This window comes from Arthrobacter sp. MOO21, assembly GCF_057369995.2.
Map to the genome: position 1 here is coordinate 3,330,808 of NZ_CM170671.2, position 18,170 is coordinate 3,348,977.

An 18,170-nucleotide genomic window follows, 5' to 3' on the forward strand; every position below is an offset into this window, starting at 1 on the left:
TTGCCTAGAAAATGCGGAGGGTGTAGCTGGAGCTCGGCGGATCCAGCGCGGACCAGCCCTCGTAAGGGGCGGCAGGGGGCCTGTGTCCCCGGCTGTCACGGAGGAGGGCCGCTGCGGTGGATGCGGTGAGGAAGAGGACGATGACAATGATGGTTGCGAGGATCTCCATGCCATTAATGCTTGTCCTGGAAGCGGCGCCCCGACAGTGGCAGGAATGACCAAAAAGCATTAATTCCTGCCATACTTTAAGCATGCTTAAAACCGTGGCTGTGATCGTGGTTCCAAACTTTTCGATGTTCGAGTTCGGCACGGCGTTCGAGGTCTTCGGGATCGACCGGTCCGGGCGGGGCACGGGAGTGCCGGCATTCGATTTCCGCGTGTGCACCCCCTCGCCGGGCGACGTCCGGCTGGAGTCAGGGTTGTCGATGAAAGTTGGCCTGGGCCTTGAGGCCACCAAAGACGCCGACCTGGTCATCATGGGTCCGTATGGTTCGGACCAGGAGTTGCCCGACTCCGTCCTTGAGGCCCTGCGGGCCGCGGACGCCAGGGGCGCGTGGGTCATGTCGATTTGCTCTGGAGCTTTCGGCCTGGCCCGCGCCGGCCTGCTTGATGGCCGCCGGTGCACCACCCACTGGCGCTCCTGCGCGGAACTTGCGGCAAGGTACCCGGCAGCCCGCGTCGATGAGAACGTGCTGTACGTCCAGGATGGCAATATCATCTCCTCGGCCGGGACCGCTGCGGGAATTGACGCCTGCCTGCACCTCGTCCGGGTCGAACTTGGCGCCCGGGCGGCAACGGCCATTGCACGGGACATGGTGGTTCCTCCACACCGGGACGGTGGCCAGGCCCAGTTCGTTGAGCGGCCCATACCCGCGTGCGGCTCCGCGCCCATCGAAGCGCTGTTGCGGTGGATGGTCGGGAACCTGGACCGTGAGCACACCGTCGACGACCTCGCCGGGCGCGTGCACATGTCCGCCAGGACGTTCGCGCGGAAGTTCAGGTCGGAAACCGGGGCGACGCCGGCTGCCTGGCTCAACTCCCAGCGCGTGCTGCGCGCACAGGAACTGTTGGAATCAACCGACCTGGGTATCGACGAAGTAGCCAGGGAATCGGGCTTCGGGAACCCCGTCCTGCTGCGGCATCACTTCGCCAAGGTTCTGGGCACCAGCCCGCAGTCCTACCGGCGGGCCTTTCGTGGGCAGTTGGCCGGCGTTGGCTAGGCTACTGGTCCGCTCATCCGTCGCCCTGTGACACCGCCCCGTCCTGCTCAGCCGCTGCCCGTGCGGTGTCCACCAGGGTCCGCCAGGGGCCGGTGAGAGCCTGCTCCGGCAAGGCTGCCCGGCGCTGCCCGGCACTGATGGAGTAGAAGAAGCGGTCCGGCTGTGGGGACTCAAAGGCCGCGGCGGCCGCCCGGTGGGTCCTCGGAACCGCATCCCAGGGGCAAGCCTCGACGATGGGCTGCCACTGGTTGAGGTCCGTGTCCGTCCGGGCCTCCACGGTCCATATCCGTGTGGCCGCCGCGATCCCCCCGGTACGCTCCACCTTGATTTTCATGGCCTGGTCCCCGGGCTTCCGTGGAGCCAGGCTGCCGGTTTCCGGCAGCCTGGCTGTGGCTAAACCTTGACCTTCACAGTCTCCCACGCCTGCCGCACGGCGTCATGCTCTGCCGATCCTGCACCATAAAGCTCCGTGGCTGCCCGCGCCGTGGCCCGTGCAAAGACGGTGAACGTTGCCGCCGGTGGCAGCGAACCGCCGGTCAGGGCCTCGTACCAGATGCGGCCGGGACAGTCCCAGGCGTAGCCGCCCAGGGCTTCGGCCACCAGGTAGAAGGCCCGGTTGGGGATGCCGGAGTTGATGTGGACCCCGCCGTTGTCCGCGCCGGTTCGCAGATAGGAGTCCATGGAGTCCGGCTGCGGGTCCTTGCCCAGCACGTCGTCGTCGTACGCGGTTCCCGGTTCCTTCATGGAGCGCAGGGCGCGCCCCTGCACCTGCGGGGTGAAGAGGCCTTCGCCGATCAGCCAGCTGGCCTCGGACGTGGCCTGGTTCTTCACGTACTGCTCCACGAGTGCGCCGAAGACATCGGACATGGATTCGTTCAGGGCGCCGGCCTGGTTCCGGTAGGCCAGACCCGCGGAAAACTGCGTGACGCCGTGGGCAAGTTCGTGCCCGATCACGCTCACGGACTTGGTGAAGCGTTCGAACACTTCGCCGTCTCCATCGCCGAACACCATCTGGCTGCCGTTCCAAAAAGCATTGTCGTAAGACCTGCCGAAATGCACCGTGGCGTTGAGGTGCAGCCCGAGCCCGTCGATGGAGTCACGGCCGAAGGCATCGGCATAGAGCCGGTGCGTGTGGCCGAGCCCGTCGTACGCTTCATCGGTGGCGGCATCCTGCGTTGCCGGGCCTCCCTCCTCCCGGGCCAGGTCACCCGGGAGCGTTTCAGTGCCGCGGGCGTCGTAGATGGTGCGGTTCACCGGCCCCGGCTTCCTCGGAAGCATGCCGGGCGGGATGGCGGGAACCGGCCGGGCGCGGGCCACGTGGAAGGATTCGACGTGGCCCAGGGCCTTTCGGGCGGCGGCAGCGGCGGACGAGAACCCCGGTGAGTCCTGCCGTGCCAGGCGCCGCAGCAGGTACGGCGGAACGATGGAACAAAATGGAGCGTGCATGGCGTAACCCCCTCAGCAGCTAGGTGGTGCCAGCCTATGAGGGGGCACCGACAATCAACGGCAGGCCGCCTGCATAAATTCAGCAGCCTTCCGCCCGCCTGCCGGGAGCCCACGTGGGTACGGTAGGCCCATGGCACAGACCCAGAAGCGGAACAAAGCCGGTTCCACCCTGCTGACCGTCATCATCGCCTTCCTGGCGAATTTCCTCGTTGCAGCAGCGAAGTCGGTGGCCGCGGTCCTTTCCGGGTCGGCCTCCATGGCCGCGGAGGCAGCGCACTCCTGGGCGGACACCGGAAACCAGGTGTTCCTGTTCCTCGCCGAGCGGCGGTCGGCCCGTCCGCGGGACGAGGCACACCCCATGGGGTACGGCAGGGAGGCCTATGTATGGTCGATGTTCGCCGCCTTCGGGCTCTTCACGGCGGGCGCGGTGGTGTCCATCATGCACGGCATCCAGGAGATCATTTCGCCGGAGCCGGCCGCCGACTTCACGGTGGCGTACGTGGTGCTCGGCGTGGCGTTCGTCTTGGAGGGCATTTCTTTCGTCCAGGCCTTCCGGCAGACCCGGAAGGCGGCCCGCGAGCTGGAACGGCACACTTTGGAACAGGTACTGATCAGTTCGGACCCCACGTTGCGTGCCGTGTTCGCAGAGGACTCGGCCGCGCTGATTGGACTGGTGGTGGCCTTCCTTGGGGTCTTCCTGCACCAGGTCACCGGTTCGCCGCTGCCGGATGCCGTGGGCTCGATCGTCGTGGGCGTGCTCCTGGCCGTCGTCGCCGTCGTCCTCATCGACCGCAACCGGCGCTTCCTGGTGGGTCAGGGCGTCACCCCCGACATCGAGCGCTCCATGGCGCAGCGGCTGCTGGAGCACCGGGAGATCGCCCGGCTCACCTACCTGCACCTGGAGTTCGTGGGTCCGCGCCGGCTGTACCTCGTTGCCGCAGTCGACCTGGAGGGGGACCACCCGGAGCACGAAGTGGCCCGGACCCTGCGCCGGATCGAACGGGACCTGGAGGACCACGCCACCGTGGAGGAAGCCGTGTTGACCCTGGCGACGATGGATGAGGCCACGCTGCGCTTCTAGTTGCGCCGTTTCCGGCGGCGTTCGACGGCGGTGCTGCCGCGGCAGCAAACAAAAACCCCCGCCGTTTGAACGGCGGGGGTTTCAGGTGGTGCCCTCGGTAGGATTCGAACCTACGGCCTTCTGCTCCGGAGGCAGACGCTCTATCCCCTGAGCTACGAGGGCAATCCGGATATCCTGCCGTTGCCGGCGGGACGTCCTAGAGCTTAGCACCTCAGTAACCAGAGAACGAATCGACATGCACCCGCCGTGCACCGGCGCTTTTGGCGGCCCGGCGGAGCGAGGCGGCGCTGGCCGGCGACCCCGAAACGTAGACCTCGCGACCGGCGATATCGGGGACGAGGGCCAGCAGTGCATCCCCGTCCAGCCTGATGCCCGCAGTCCCGCTGCGGCCGCCCGCAGCAGTCAAGCCGGCAGGAGGCTCCGAACCGTCGGCCAGCTGCACCAGCACCCGGATGCCGGACCCGCGGAGCTCCTCGGCGTAGGCAATTTCGTCCGCACTCCTGGCGAGGTACAGCAGTACGGCGTCCCGCTGCTGCAGGCCCCCCGATGACAAGTGTGAGACAAAGGGAGTAATGCCGATTCCGGCGGCGATGAGCAGCACGGGCTGCTGCGGATCGCGGGGGAGGACAAAGTCCCCGCCCACCGAGGTGGCCATCACCTCATCGCCGGGCTGCAATGCCAGGAGGGCCCTCTTGGCGTGGGACAACGGCCCGGCTGTCCGCACGCCAAACTTCACCGCACGTTCCTGCGGGGAACCTGCAAGGCTGAACACCCGGCGTCGGCCTTTTCCGTCGGATCCGGTGTGCGGAAGGTCCAGCTCCATGTACTGGCCCGGCAGGAAGCGCACCGGACGCGAGGGCCTGAAGGAAAACTCTGCGGTGCTTGGCGTCAGCGGACGGACGCCCGTGAACTGCAGCTTTACGCTGCCCCGCTGGCCCGCAATGAAGGCGAGGAGGTTGCCGAGCAGCAGGGCAGCCTCCGGCGAATTGGCAAGGAAGCCCAGGTTGTAGGGGATGGCGAAGACCACCCCGACCACGGCGGCCAGTGCCAGCTGCTGCCAGCGGCGGGGAGGCAGGGTCAGGGGCTCGGTGAGCATGAACCCCACGAAGAACAGCACGGGGCGCTGGGCCAGTGCCTGCCACAGACCCGCGCCGGCTGACATGCCGGAGCGCATCAGCTCCGCGGTGATGATGGACGTGGCAACCAGGATGAACACCAGGCCCATGGGGAACTTGCGCGTCCGGTAGAACACCAGCGCAATGCCCGGAACCAGCACCCACAGCATGGCAGGCGTTGCGGCCCACCACGTTGCGATGTTGAGCCCGGTGAGTCCGGTGACGAAGGCTCCGGCGGCAGCCGGGTTGAAGATGTGCCGCCCGCGCCAGGCCAGGGCGTATTTCGACGCCGATGCCAGCACGCAGGCCAGCGCCACGCCGGCCAGGTCCATTGGCTGCAGGGACGGCCAGAACAGGAAATACAGCAGCAGCCCGGTGATCAGGGAGGACTCCGAATGCGGGTTCACCCGGAAGAGCGCCGCCAGCGCACGGTTGGAGGCGTAGGTCAGGCCCAGGCACAGCACCAGGTGCGCCAGCATTTCCGGAACGCCAAAGGTCAGCCAGCCCAGCACGTTGAGCAGCAGGCTGTACGCAGCGAGGGCAGCGAGGACCAGCAGGATGAGCCGGTACACCGTGTACCGGTTAACGGCGCCGGCCATGCGCCCGGCCAGGGATGCAGCGGCAGCCGGGGTTTCCACGGGGGTCATGAGAACAGCGTCCCTTCAAATCCGGGCGAATAGGTGGCGCTGCCGTCTGAGAATACGGTCAGCCAGGAGAAATCGAACACTTCGTCAAGCACTGCGCCGGCGACGAAGAACAGTGCGGTGGCGAGGGCATCGGCCACCATGGCGGAGTCCGCAAGCGTCCAGGTGGCGACGGCGGTCCGGACCGGCTGCCCGGTGGTCCCGTCGAGGACGTGGTGCAGTCCGTCCCCCCAGGCGCGCCGGTTGGCGGCAGAAGCGCAGAGGGACCGGTCCGCCAGGTCAACGATTCCGATGGCCTGGGCAGGGTTGTACGGATGCTCGAGACCGATCCGGACGCCCTCCGTTCCCCGCACCAAAAGGTCTCCGCTGCCGTCAACCACGAAGTTCTCCACCCCGGCGGCGGCGAGTTCGGCGGCCAGCAGGTCAACCAGCAGGCCCTTGCCCGCGGCGCCGATGTCCAGCACCACCGGGGCGCCCGCGGTAACGGTGGTTCCCTCCCACGCCAGGACCGATTCCCAGGCAGGGGCCGGCAGCGGAGGCCCGGCGGGTTCCAGGGCATAACCGGCGCCGTAGCCCAGGCGTTCCAGGCTACCGCCGATGAGGGGCGTCATGGCGCCGGCGCTAACGCGGTACAGCGTTGCGTACAGGTCGCCGAGGGCGGCGGCCTCCGCCGGGAAACTGTAGCTGCCGGGTTCCCGCGCCATTGCCGCCACCAGGGAGTCGGGCCGGAAGCGGGACCACGCGGCGTCGAACCTTTCAATCCTGTCCAGCAGCCGCGCCCGCAGGGACGGCGGCAGCGGCAGGGAAGTGGAGATGACCCAGTGGGTTCCGATCCCCGTAAACGCAAAGTCCTCCCGGCCGGCGGACACGCCTTACTGCGCCTCCGCCTTGATCTTCTCAAGCGCCTGGTTGAACCCGCCGCTGGTCAGCGACGAGCCGGCTGACCTTGGACACCTTGAGTTCGTCGATGTTCCTGCCCACCACCTGCGCTGCGATGCCGCCCGCAAATTCGCCCTGGAACTTGCGGGTGTTCGGGTTGGACGGATGCTGGGTGATCCGGACGTCCGTGACCTTGCCTGCCGCGAGCGTCAGCTGCACGCCCACGGTCTCCGTGCCGTTGGGCGATACGTAGTTTCCGTCCGCGCTGTAGGTCCCGTCCTTGTACTGGGCCCCGCTGCCCGCCAGCGTGGACGTTCCGCCCGAGGGGGCGGCAGGAGTGGTTTCGGCGGCGGTGGGTGCGCAGCCGGCCACGGTTCCTGCCAGGGACAGGCCGGCAATCCCAACAAAGACGCTTTTGCCCACTGCGCTTGCAGCTGTTGCGCCCTTGTTGGCTGTGCTTTTCGGCATGGAGGGTCTCATCAAGGCTCCCGTTTCGTTCATCGGTTACGTCCCGCGCCTGTGGCTACGGTCTTGTCAACGCCGGAGGGGCGCGATTGGTTCACCCGGTGCCACGCTTCACAGGCCAAAGCACCGGCAGGCAGCGGCCGGGCTCCAAATTCTTTGCTGTCACCGGCCCCCGGTAGTCTAGAGGGGTGACTCCCGAAGAACTTTCCCTCGCCATATCCGCCTGCCTCAAGGACGCCGTCGCCGCCGGCGAGATTGCCCTTGCGGCATCAGCAGTTCCCGAGGACGTGCGCGTGGAGCGACCCAAGAACCGGGACCACGGCGACTGGGCCACCAACATTGCCCTGCAGCTGGCGAAGCAGGCCGGCACCAACCCGCGCGAATTCGCGAACGTGCTCAGCGCCCGGCTGAAGTCGATCAACGGCGTCTCCGCAGTGGACATTGCCGGCCCCGGCTTCCTGAACATCACCGTGGACGCCGCCGTGGCCGGTGCCCTGGCCAAGACCATTGTGGAGGCCGGCAAGGAGTACGGGACCAACGCCGCGCTCGCCGGACGAACCGTCAACATGGAGTTCGTGTCCGCCAACCCCACGGGGCCGCTCCACATCGGGCATACCCGGTGGGCCGCCCTGGGCGACTCCATTGCCCGGGTGCTGCGCGCCTCCGGCGCGGACGTGACAGCCGAGTACTACATCAATGACGCCGGCTCGCAGATGAACACCTTCGCCACGTCCGTCTACTCCCGCCTCCACGGCCTTCCCGTGCCCGACGGCGGCTACCCGGGGCAGTACATTTCCGACCTTGGCCACGAGGTCCTCACCGCCCACCCGGACATCCGCGAACTCACCGAAGTTGCCGCGCTGCCGGTCATTCGCACCGCCGCCTACGAGGCGCAGATGAAGGACATCAAGGCCACCCTGGCGGACTTCGGCGTCGAATTCGACGTTTTCTTCTCCGAGCAGGAACTGCACGACGCCGGCGCGATCGAAAGTGCCGTAGCGCGCCTTCGCGAGCAGGGCCACGTGTTCGATGACGGCGGCGCAGTCTGGCTGCGGACCACGGACTTCGGCGACGACAAGGACCGCGTGCTGATCCGCGCCAACGGCGAGCCGACCTACTTCGCCGCCGATGCCGCCTACTACCTGTCCAAGAAGGACCGCGGCTTCACCGAAAAGATTTACCTCCTGGGCGCCGACCACCACGGGTACATCAACCGGCTCAAGGCCATCGCGGCCGCCGCCGGCGACGACCCCGAGGTCAACATCGAAGTCCTTATCGGCCAGCTGGTGTCCGTCAACGGTGCCAAGCTGTCCAAGCGGGCCGGCAATATCATCGAGCTCAAGGACCTGATCGACTGGCTCGGCAAGGACGCCGTGCGCTACTCGCTGGCGCGCTTCCCCGCGGACTCGCCGTTGACGCTGGACCCGGAGCTGCTCAAGAAGCACAGCAACGAGAACCCCGTGTTCTACGTGCAGTACGCCCATGCCCGCTCCCGGGGAGCAGCGCGCAACGCTGTAGCTGCAGGTGTCGAGCGCCATGTGGACGGCCAGGAGAGCTTCGACGCCTCGCTGCTGGACCACGCCACGGAGAACGAGCTTCTGTCCTACCTCGGCAGCTACCCCTCGGTCATTGCCAAGGCGGCGGAACTGCGCGAACCGCACCGCGTGGCCCGCCACCTCGAAACCATCGCCGGTGCGTACCACCGCTGGTACGACGCCTGCCGGATTGCTCCCATGGGCGACGAAGCCGTGACCGACCTCAACCGCACCCGGCTATGGCTCAACGATGCCACCAGCCAGGTGCTGGCCAACGGCCTGGATCTGCTGGGCGTTTCCGCGCCGGAACGGATGTAAGCACATGTCAGTAGCTTCGAACACCGCTGCGTCCCCGCTTGCCCCGGAATGGCTGCAGGTCCCGGCCGACCTCAATGCACTGCATGAACCCCTGTGGGCCGGCAGCGTGGTCCGTAACGACGCCGGCGTCCTCACGGTGGGGGGAGTGGACGTCCAGGAACTCAAGGCGCAGTTCGGCACGCCCCTGTTCGTCATGGACGAGTCCGACTTCCGCGCCCGGGCCCGCGCCTTCAAGGACTCCTTCGATGCCGCCTTCGCCGACATCTGCGGCGGCGTGGACGTCTACTACGCCGGCAAATCCTTCCTGTGCACTGCCGTGGTGAAGTGGGTGGAGGAAGAAGGGCTGCGCCTGGACACCGCCTCCGGCGGCGAACTGGCTGTCGCGGCCCGCGCCGGGATCCCGGGGGAGCGGGTGGCGCTGCACGGCAACAACAAATCCGACGCCGAAATCAACCGTGCGCTGGACATGAAGCTTGGCCGCATCGTGGTGGACAGCCTGGCCGAGCTGGAACGCGTCGGTGCGATCGCTGAGGGCCGCGGTGAACGGGCAAAGGTCATGCTGCGGCTCACCCCCGGTGTGCACGCACACACCCATGAGTTCATCGCCACTGCCCACGAGGACCAGAAGTTCGGCCTCTCCATGGCAGCCGACACCACCGACGTCGCCGGCGTCTCTGCTGCCGAGGAAGCAGTGGCCGCCGCCTCGGTCCACTCCGGCATCGAGCTGCTCGGCCTGCATTGCCACATCGGGTCGCAGATCTTCGAGCCGGACGGCTTCGCGCTGGCCGCCGAAAAGCTGCTGCGGTTCCTGGCAGCCATGCAGGACAAGTACTCCATCACCATGCCCGAGCTGGACCTCGGCGGCGGGTACGGCATTGCCTACACCCCGGTGGACACCCCCCGCCCCGCGGCTGAAATCGCGACGGCGATGGCCGCCGTCGTGCGTTCCACCTGCGCCGAGCTGGGCATTGCCGCGCCCCGCATCTCCATCGAGCCCGGACGCGCGATCGTGGGCAGCACCACCTTCACCCTGTATGAGGTGGGCACGCTCAAGACCGTCCGCGTCGACGCCCCGGCAGCTTCCGGCGACCGTGACGGGGGCAACAACGTTACGTATCCGCGCCGCTATGTTTCGGTGGACGGCGGCATGAGCGACAACGCCCGGCCGGTGCTGTACGACGCGGATTACTCCGCGATTCTTGCGTCCCGCACGTCGGCGGCGGCCCCGCAGCTGTCCCGCGTGGTGGGCAAACATTGCGAGAGCGGCGACATAGTTGTTAGAGATGTATATCTGCCCGAGGACGTGGCAGCCGGTGATCTGCTTGCTGTACCGGGAACCGGCGCCTACTGCTGGGCCCTCTCGAGCAACTACAACTATCTGGCCCGGCCGGGCGTTGTCGCGGTGCGCGACGGATCTGCCCGGCTGATTGTCCGCGGGGAAACCGAAGAAGATCTGCTGAACCGCGACATGGGAGCCTGAATGACGGAAATGCGAACCCTGAAAGTAGCCCTGCTGGGCTGTGGCAACGTTGGGGCCCAGGTTGCGCGGATTCTCATTGAGGATGCCGACGCCCTTGCCGCCCGCACCGGTGCCCGCCTGCAGCTGAGCGGGATTGCGGTGCGCAACGTCAACGCAGACCGGGAGGTGGAACTTCCCCAGGAACTCTTCACCACCGACGCCGAAACCCTGGTCAAGGACGCCGACCTGGTGATCGAGCTGATGGGCGGCATCGAGCCCGCCCGCACGCTGATCCTTTCCGCGCTGCGCAACGGCGCCTGCGTGGTCACCGGGAACAAGGCCCTGCTGGCCCAGGACGGCCCCACCCTGTACGAAGAGGCAGACAAAGCCGGCGTCCAGCTCTCCTATGAGGCCGCCGTGGCCGGTGCCATCCCGATCCTGCGCCCCATCCGCGACAGCCTCTCCGGCGACCGGATCACCCGGGTGCTGGGCATTGTCAACGGCACCACCAACTTCATCCTTGACCAGATGGACACCACCGGCGCCCAGTTCGCCGATGCCCTCGCCGAAGCCCAGCGCCTTGGCTACGCGGAAGCGGACCCCACGGCAGACGTCGAAGGCCACGACGCCGCCGCGAAGGCCGCCATCCTCGCCTCGCTGTCCTTCCACACCCGGTTCGCGCTGGAGAATGTCCACTGCGAAGGCATCACGTCCGTCACCGCCTCGGACATCGCGGCAGCAAAGGACGCAGGCTTCGTCATCAAGCTGCTGGCCATCGCCGAAAAACTGGTTGATGAGGAGGGCAAGGAAGGCGTGTCCGTCCGCGTCCACCCCACCCTCCTGCCGAGGGAGCACCCGCTGGCCGCCGTCCACGGCGCCTTCAACGCCGTCTTCATCGAGGCCGCAAACGCCGGCGAACTCATGTTCTACGGCCAGGGCGCCGGCGGAACCCCCACGGCTTCCGCCGTCCTGGGCGACCTCGTCTCCGCTGCCCGCCGCCTGGTCCTGGGCGACCCCGGACGCACCGAGACCACCACCGGCCACGTCCCCGCCCTGCCCATTGACGCGGCCACCACCAGCTACTACATCGGCCTTGACGTCGCAGACCAGCCCGGCGTGCTCGCGAAGATCGCCCAGCTCTTCGCCGAACACGGCGTCTCCATCGAGATTATGCGGCAGACCATCCACCGCGACGCGGAATCCAACGTGGAGAGCGCCGAGCTGCGGATCGTCACCCACCGTGCGTCAGAGGCTGCCCTCGCAGCCACCGTCGAGGCCGTGAAGGGCCTGGACGTCATCAATTCTGTTACATCCGTTCTGCGGGTAGAAGGAGTCTAAGTGGCTCACCAATGGCGCGGCGTCATCCGCGAATACGCTGACCGTTTGCCCGTGACGGAATCCACCAGGGTCATCACCCTGGGGGAGGGCGGCACCCCGCTGGTGCACGCACAGAAGCTTTCCGAGCTCACCGGCTCGGAGGTCTACCTCAAGGTCGAGGGCATGAACCCCACCGGGTCCTTCAAGGACCGGGGCATGACCATGGCCATGACGGCCGCGGTGGCCTCCGGGGCGAAGGCCGTGGTTTGCGCCTCCACCGGAAACACTTCCGCCTCCGCCGCCGCTTACGCAACCGCTGCCGGCCTCAAGTGCGCCGTCCTGGTGCCCGAAGGCAAAATCTCCATGGGCAAGCTCAGCCAGGCCATTGCCCACGGTGCCACCCTGCTGCAGGTTGACGGCAACTTCGACAACTGCCTGGACATCGCCCGCAAGCTGGGTGAGTCCTACCCGGTGTTCCTGGTCAACTCGGTCAACCCCGCGCGCATCCAGGGCCAGAAGACCGGTGCCTTCGAAGTGGTTGACGCCCTGGGCGACGCCCCGGACATCCATGTCCTGCCCGTGGGTAATGCCGGCAACATCACGGCGTACTGGAAGGGTTACAAGGAGTACTCCGCACCCTTCGAATCGGAAACCGCAGGCACCCTCGCCGCCGTGTCCACCAAGACCCCCGCCATGTGGGGTTTCCAGGCCGCCGGGGCTGCGCCTTTCGTCGCCGGCCACCCGATCACGGAACCGGACACCATCGCCACCGCCATCCGCATCGGCAACCCTGCTTCGTGGGACGGCGCCGTGGGCGCGCGTGACGAATCGGGCGGACTCATCGACGCCGTCACGGACGAGGAAATCCTGAACGCCCACCGCTGGCTGTCCGCCAAGGAAGGCGTCTTCGTGGAACCCGGATCCGCGGCAGGTGTGGCTGGCCTGCTCAAGAAGCATGCCGCAGGCGAGGTCCCCAGCGGAAAGACGATTGTCATCACCGTCACCGGGCACGGACTCAAGGACCCCCAGTGGGCCCTGCGCACCGAAGACGGCAGCGACGTCCAGCCGGTCAAGGTCCCCAACGACGTCGTCACCGTGGCAGCCGAACTGGGACTGGAAGAAAAATAGCCTTGGACACCACCTCGCAGGCCGCCGTCGGACTGCAACTCATTGAGCCGGGCCAGCGCGTCACCGTGCGCGTCCCCGCCACCACGGCCAACCTTGGCCCCGGCTACGACAGCCTCGGGCTGGCCCTGGCACTGCATGACACCCTGACCGTCGAGAGCCTGGACACCGACGAACTGGTGTTCGACCTGCGTGGGGAAGGCGCCGAAACCCTGCCGCGCGACGCCAGCCACCTGGTGGTCCGGGCCATGGATACAGCGCTCGAACGGCTGGGGTACCGCCACGGCGGCCTGAAGGTGACTGCCGAGAACGTCAACCCGCACGGCCGGGGGCTGGGCTCCTCCGCCTCCGCGGTGGTTGCCGCTGTTTCGGCTGCCAACGCGATGGTTCCGGCCGAAAGCAGGCGTGGGAAGGACTGGATCCTCCAGCTCACCAGCGAACTGGAAGGCCATCCGGACAACGTCGCACCCGCCATTTTCGGCGGACTGGCGCTGTCATGGCAGGACAGTGAGCAGTACAGCAGCACCAGTGCGAACGTCGTTGAATCGGTCATTCCCATCGTTGCCGTTCCGAACTACGAACTGTCCACCGAGGCGGCCCGTGCGCTGCTGCCCGCGTCGGTAGGCCACCACGCCGCCGCCATGAACTCCGGGCGCGCCGCGCTGCTGATCCATGCGCTCACCGCCAAGCCTGAGTTCCTGCTGGCGGGCACCGAGGACTATCTGCACCAGAGCTACCGCGCCGAGGCAATGCGCCCCAGCGCAGCGCTGATCGGGGCCCTCCGCAAGGCAGGCTACGCGGCGGTGGTTTCCGGGGCCGGGCCCACCGTGCTGGTGCTCGCAAACGGCGCCGGCCAGGCCGCCGATGCCCTGGGCTTCATCGAAACCTTCACCGCAGCGAACACGCCCGACATCGGCTGGCGTGTTCTGAAGCTCGCAGTGGACGTTGAAGGTGCTAAGGTGGACTTGCACCGGCGGTAATTCCGCCTATCTGATCTGCTCCTGCATTCAGTTGCTTTTTGATCTACGACTGTGAATGTATTCCGGTGCCGCCTGCTTGGTCTGTCGCAGGAACCTGCAGCATCCAACTGCCCCTGAACCGTCAGCCCGGTGTTGCGCCACGGGCGCAGCGCAAGGTGAATCAGTATCCGGCCCTGCTGGCCGAAATCCAACCGGCAAGGCCGAAATCCCGGCTGCAGATCTGAACTGCAGCCCAGATCAAATCATCGCGTCCAGCTCCCAGTCTGGACGCCGTCGAGGGGGAAGGATCCTTCGTGACCGAAACCACTGAGCTGTCGCCAGCTGTGGAACTATCATCTTCTGCAGCCGGTGCGCCGGCTGCGACCGCCAAGAGCAGCGGCCTCGCCGGCCTCAAGCTCGCCCAGCTGCAGGCCCTTGCCAGCCAGCTCGGCATCTCCGGCGGATCCCGCATGCGCAAGGGGGACCTGGTCTCGGCCATCTCCGCGCACCGTGCAGGCACCGTGACCACCAAGGCCCCTGCCAAGGCAGCGGAGAAGGCCGCCGAAAGCCCCGTGGCTCCCGCGGCCGCGCCGGCGTCCGCTCCGGAGGCTGCAGCAGCTGAGGCCCCCGCCGCGGAAGGCACCCGTGCACGCGGTCGCGGCCGCAGCCGCCGGGCCGTCAGCGATGGCGTCGTTGCTCCCGCAACCGAAGCTCCCGCCGTCGAAACCGCCGCTGCACCTGCCGCCGCCGGTGCCGAAGCGCCGTCGGCTGCTCCCGTGGAAGCCCCCGAGGCAGCCGAAGGTGCCGCCGAGCGCCGCCAGCCGCGCACCCGCAACCGCCGCCGCAGCGAAGCAGCCGCAGCTTCCGTGCAGGAAGCACCGGCAGAAGCGCCCGCCGAGCAGCCCGCGGCGGACCAGCGCGGCGCCGAGCAGCGCACTGAAGCCGCACCCGCTGAAGCCGGCGACGCCGGACAGCGCACCGAGCGCCGCGAAGGCGGCCGCACCCGTGGCCGCGACAACGCCTCCCGCGACTCCGATGGAGGCCGCGACAACGCCGGCAGCCGCGAAGCCGGCCAGCGTGAAGGCGGCCGCGAGGGCCGAGACAACCGCGACAACGAGGATTCCGATGGCGGCAGCCGCCGCAACCGCCGCAACCGCCGCGACCGGAATGACCGTTCCGGCGGCCAGGACCGGGACAACTCCCGCAACGACCGCTTCCGCGACCGCAACGACCGCCGCCGTGGACGTTCGCAGGGACCGGACGTCGACGACGTCGAAATCACCGAGGACGACGTCCTGCTGCCGGTGGCCGGCATCCTGGACGTCCTGGAAAACTACGCGTTCATCCGCACCTCCGGCTACCTGCCCGGCCCCAACGACGTCTACGTCTCCCTGGCCCAGGTCAAGAAGTACAACCTGCGCAAGGGCGACGCCGTCGTCGGCGCCATCCGCGCACCCCGCGAAGGCGAGGACCGCAGCCAGCAGTCCAACCGCCAGAAGTTCAACGCCCTGGTCCGCGTCACCTCGGTGAACGGCAAGACCGCCGAAGAACTCAAGGACCGCGTCGAATTCGCCAAGCTGGTTCCGCTCTACCCGTCCGAGCGCCTGCGCCTCGAGACCGACCCCAAGAAGATCGGTCCCCGCGTCATCGACCTCGTGGCCCCGATCGGCAAGGGCCAGCGTGGCCTGATCGTGTCCCCGCCGAAGGCCGGCAAGACGCTGATCCTGCAGTCCATCGCCAACGCCATCACCACGAACAACCCTGAGGTCCACCTCATGATGGTGCTGGTCGACGAACGCCCCGAAGAAGTCACGGACATGCAGCGCACGGTCAAGGGCGAGGTCATTGCCTCCACCTTCGACCGCCCCGCCGACGATCACACCACCGTGGCCGAACTCTCCATCGAACGCGCCAAGCGCCTCGTGGAAATGGGCATGGACGTGGTGGTCCTGCTGGACTCCATGACCCGCCTGGGCCGCGCCTACAACCTGGCAGCACCGGCCTCCGGCCGCATCCTGTCCGGTGGTGTGGACTCCGCAGCCCTCTACCCGCCCAAGCGCTTCTTCGGCGCCGCCCGCAACATCGAAAATGGCGGCTCGCTCACCATCCTGGCCACCGCCCTCGTGGAGACCGGCTCCAAGATGGACGAGGTCATCTTCGAAGAGTTCAAGGGCACCGGCAACATGGAGCTCCGCCTGTCCCGCCAGCTGGCTGACAAGCGCATCTTCCCGGCCGTGGACGTCAACGCCTCCGGCACCCGCCGCGAAGAGAACCTGCTCTCGCCTGAGGAAGTCAAGATCATGTGGAAGCTGCGCCGCGTCCTCTCCGGACTCGAGACCCAGCAGAGCCTTGAACTGCTCACCAACAAGATCCGGGAAACCCAGAGCAACGTCGAGTTCCTCATGCAGGTCCAGAAGACGACGCTTGGTGCGAAGTCGGACAACGACAAATAGCTTTGCCCGGGGTGGGGTCGGCGCATTTTTTGCCGGCCCCGCCCCTTCGCGTTGCGGCTGACGTACTGCGTACGTCGGCCGCAACGCTCCGACAGGCCCGATGCCACTCCCTGGCCGGCAAAAAATGCGCCGACGGCCGCACGTCACCTGCCGCTGTGTGCGTCACTAGACTTGTACAAGTCGAAAGAGGTTTTGAAAAATGTTTGAGTCCGTACAGGGCCTGCTTGATGAGCATGATGCCATCCAGGCGCAGCTGGGGGATCCTGCTGTTTATGCCGACCAGCGGCTTGCCCGGAAGCTGGGGCGGCGGTCGGCTCAGCTCAATGGCATTGTTGATGCCTACCACAAGTGGGAGGGCCTCCGGGACGATCTCGCTGCCGCCAAGGAGATGGCTGCCGAGGATCCCGAATTCGCCGCCGAAGTGCCTGAACTGGAAGCGTCGCTGGAGGTGGCTGCGGCCAAGCTGCGCCGGCTGCTCATTCCGCGCGATCCTGACGACGCCCGCAACGTGATCCTGGAGGTCAAGGGCGGCGAAGGCGGCGACGAGGCTGCCCTCTTCGCCGGCGACCTGCTGCGGATGTACACCCGGTACGCGGAATCCCGCGGCTGGAAGACCGAGATCATCTCCGCCACGGAGTCGGACCTGGGTGGCTACAAGGACGTCCAGGTGGCCGTCAAGGGCAACTCCAACGACCCCGCCGAAGGCGTCTACGCCCGGCTCAAGTTCGAAGGCGGCGTGCACCGGGTCCAGCGCGTCCCGGTTACGGAATCCCAGGGCCGCATCCACACCTCCGCCGCAGGCGTGCTGGTGCTCCCCGAAGTGGATGAGCCCGAAGAGCTCGAGATCAGCCCCAACGACCTCAAGATCGACGTCTACCGGTCCTCCGGTCCGGGTGGCCAGTCCGTGAACACCACCGACTCCGCCGTCCGGATCACCCACCTGCCCACCGGCATCGTGGTGGCCATGCAGAACGAGAAATCGCAGCTGCAGAACCGCGAAGCCGGCATGCGCGTCCTCCGCGCACGCATCCTGGCGCACCAGCAGGAGCAGATTGACGCCGCCAACTCCGAACAGCGGAAGTCCCAGATCCGCACCATGGACCGGTCCGAGCGCATCCGCACCTACAACTACCCCGAAAACCGGATTGCGGACCACCGCACCGGCTACAAGGCCTACAACCTTGACCAGGTCATGAACGGCGACCTGGAGCCGGTCATCCAGTCCGCCATCGAGATGGACGAACAGGCGCGGCTGGACGCCATCGGCGACTAGCACCCGCGGCATGACGACAGGGCAAGGCCAGTCCCTCGCGGACGCCATCACCGAGGCAACCGAAGTCCTGCGGGATGCGGGGGTTCCCAGTCCCCGCGTGGACGCCGAACTGCTCGCCGACCACCTGCTGAAGGTGGGGCTCGGCCGGCTCCGCGCGCTGATGCTGGGCGACACGCCCGTGCCCGACGGCTACGCTGAACTCGTCGCCGAACGGGCCGGGCGGGTGCCGCTGCAGCACATCACCGGCGTGGCCCACTTCCGCTACCTCGAACTTGCGGTGGGTCCCGGTGTCTTCATTCCGCGCCCCGAAACGGAGTCCGTCGTGCAACTGGTCATCGACCACGTGCGCGGCATGGCCCGGCCGCGGATCGTCGACCTCGGAACGGGCTCTGGAGCCATCGCCGGTTCCATCGCCTCGGAAGTGCCGGGTGCGGAGGTGCACGCCGTGGAATACAGTGCACTCGCGCACGCCTGGGCGTCGAAGAACCTCGCGCCCCTGGGCGTCAACCTCGTCCTGGGGGACCTGCGCAACGCGCTGCCGGAGCTCAACGGAACAGTCGACGTCGTGGTGTCAAACCCGCCGTACATACCGGCTGAAGCCGTCCCCAACGAACCCGAAGTAGCCCTGCATGACCCGCCGGAAGCGCTGTACGGCGGGGGAGCGGACGGCATGGAACTTCCGACGGCGGCAGCGGCCTCCGCTGCCAGGCTCCTGCGTCCCGGGGGCTACTTCGTGATGGAGCACGCCGAAGTCCAGGCCGCCTGGATCGCCACAATGCTCGGCAGGGGACCCTGGACCAGTATCAGCACGCATCTGGACCTCAACGGCAAGGAGCGCGCCACCAGCGCTGTCCTTGCCGGTCCGGACCACACGGAATGAA

The 18,170-nt window shown here is 67.3% G+C and carries 15 protein-coding genes, 1 tRNA gene and 1 pseudogene; 10 read left to right on the forward strand and 7 right to left on the reverse strand.

Going from position 1 to position 18,170, the window contains the following annotated elements:
- Nucleotides 1-4: 4 nt before the first annotated feature.
- Complete coding sequence (locus tag AC2JAJ_RS15465) at nucleotides 5-169, reverse strand: hypothetical protein (protein WP_486415257.1); 165 nt, start codon at nucleotides 167-169, stop codon at nucleotides 5-7.
- 82 nt (nucleotides 170-251) lie between these two features.
- Between AC2JAJ_RS15465 and AC2JAJ_RS15470 the strand changes: the two genes are divergently transcribed.
- Nucleotides 252-1,220 carry a GlxA family transcriptional regulator gene (locus tag AC2JAJ_RS15470; protein WP_486415256.1) on the forward strand — a complete coding sequence of 323 codons (969 nt, stop codon included), beginning with the start codon at nucleotides 252-254 and terminating at the stop codon, nucleotides 1,218-1,220.
- Nucleotides 1,221-1,233: 13 nt separating this feature from the next.
- Here AC2JAJ_RS15470 and AC2JAJ_RS15475 read toward each other — a convergent pair whose 3' ends face one another.
- Together AC2JAJ_RS15475 and AC2JAJ_RS15480 are read right to left on the reverse strand one after the other, a co-directional pair.
- Nucleotides 1,234-1,554, reverse strand: a complete 321-nt coding sequence (locus AC2JAJ_RS15475) for a protealysin inhibitor emfourin (RefSeq protein ID WP_486415255.1) — start codon at nucleotides 1,552-1,554, stop codon at nucleotides 1,234-1,236.
- Between the two features lie 59 nt (nucleotides 1,555-1,613).
- Entirely contained in the window at nucleotides 1,614-2,666 is a 1,053-nt protein-coding gene (locus tag AC2JAJ_RS15480; protein WP_486415254.1) for a M4 family metallopeptidase, read from the reverse strand.
- Nucleotides 2,667-2,796: 130 nt separating this feature from the next.
- Here AC2JAJ_RS15480 and AC2JAJ_RS15485 point away from each other — a divergent pair, with 130 nt between their 5' ends.
- The gene (locus AC2JAJ_RS15485; protein ID WP_486415253.1) at nucleotides 2,797-3,747 is read left to right on the forward strand and encodes a cation diffusion facilitator family transporter; all 951 of its coding nucleotides are present in this window, start codon (nucleotides 2,797-2,799) and stop codon (nucleotides 3,745-3,747) included.
- A gap of 86 nt (nucleotides 3,748-3,833) precedes the next feature.
- On the opposite strand, the gene AC2JAJ_RS15490 is transcribed toward AC2JAJ_RS15485, so the two are convergent.
- From AC2JAJ_RS15490 to AC2JAJ_RS15505, 4 genes and pseudogenes are all read right to left on the reverse strand, one after another.
- Nucleotides 3,834-3,909: transfer RNA gene (locus AC2JAJ_RS15490), tRNA-Arg, on the reverse strand.
- 49 nt (nucleotides 3,910-3,958) lie between these two features.
- Nucleotides 3,959-5,509: a ferredoxin--NADP reductase gene (locus tag AC2JAJ_RS15495; RefSeq protein ID WP_486415252.1), complete on the reverse strand. Its 1,551-nt coding sequence runs from the start codon at nucleotides 5,507-5,509 to the stop codon at nucleotides 3,959-3,961.
- A complete protein-coding gene (locus AC2JAJ_RS15500) occupies nucleotides 5,506-6,375 on the reverse strand; it encodes an FAD:protein FMN transferase (RefSeq protein ID WP_486415251.1) in 870 nt (289 codons plus the stop codon). The genes AC2JAJ_RS15495 and AC2JAJ_RS15500 overlap by 4 nt, the downstream gene beginning before the upstream one ends.
- Before the next feature lie 3 nt (nucleotides 6,376-6,378).
- A pseudogene (locus tag AC2JAJ_RS15505) lies at nucleotides 6,379-6,853 on the reverse strand (FMN-binding protein).
- Between the two features lie 185 nt (nucleotides 6,854-7,038).
- Here AC2JAJ_RS15505 and argS point away from each other — a divergent pair.
- The 8 genes from argS (at nucleotide 7,039) to prmC (ending at nucleotide 18,169) form a co-directional block, all read left to right on the forward strand.
- Complete coding sequence (gene argS / locus AC2JAJ_RS15510) at nucleotides 7,039-8,703, forward strand: arginine--tRNA ligase (protein ID WP_221386769.1); 1,665 nt, start codon at nucleotides 7,039-7,041, stop codon at nucleotides 8,701-8,703.
- A 4-nt stretch (nucleotides 8,704-8,707) separates the two neighbouring features.
- Nucleotides 8,708-10,183 carry a diaminopimelate decarboxylase gene (gene lysA, locus AC2JAJ_RS15515; RefSeq protein WP_486415249.1) on the forward strand — a complete coding sequence of 492 codons (1,476 nt, stop codon included), beginning with the start codon at nucleotides 8,708-8,710 and terminating at the stop codon, nucleotides 10,181-10,183.
- Entirely contained in the window at nucleotides 10,184-11,500 is a 1,317-nt protein-coding gene (locus AC2JAJ_RS15520) for a homoserine dehydrogenase (protein ID WP_486415248.1), read from the forward strand.
- A complete protein-coding gene (gene thrC, locus AC2JAJ_RS15525) occupies nucleotides 11,501-12,607 on the forward strand; it encodes a threonine synthase (RefSeq protein ID WP_486415247.1) in 1,107 nt (368 codons plus the stop codon).
- A gap of 2 nt (nucleotides 12,608-12,609) precedes the next feature.
- The gene (gene thrB / locus AC2JAJ_RS15530; RefSeq protein WP_486415246.1) at nucleotides 12,610-13,584 is read left to right on the forward strand and encodes a homoserine kinase; all 975 of its coding nucleotides are present in this window, start codon (nucleotides 12,610-12,612) and stop codon (nucleotides 13,582-13,584) included.
- Nucleotides 13,585-13,877: 293 nt separating this feature from the next.
- On the forward strand, nucleotides 13,878-16,016 hold the full coding sequence (rho, locus tag AC2JAJ_RS15535; RefSeq protein ID WP_486415245.1) for a transcription termination factor Rho: 2,139 nt from the start codon (nucleotides 13,878-13,880) through the stop codon (nucleotides 16,014-16,016).
- A gap of 199 nt (nucleotides 16,017-16,215) precedes the next feature.
- On the forward strand, nucleotides 16,216-17,289 hold the full coding sequence (prfA, locus tag AC2JAJ_RS15540) for a peptide chain release factor 1 (protein ID WP_486415244.1): 1,074 nt from the start codon (nucleotides 16,216-16,218) through the stop codon (nucleotides 17,287-17,289).
- 10 nt (nucleotides 17,290-17,299) lie between these two features.
- Complete coding sequence (gene prmC / locus AC2JAJ_RS15545; protein WP_501053183.1) at nucleotides 17,300-18,169, forward strand: peptide chain release factor N(5)-glutamine methyltransferase; 870 nt, start codon at nucleotides 17,300-17,302, stop codon at nucleotides 18,167-18,169.
- The last annotated feature ends 1 nt before the right edge of the window (nucleotide 18,170 follow it).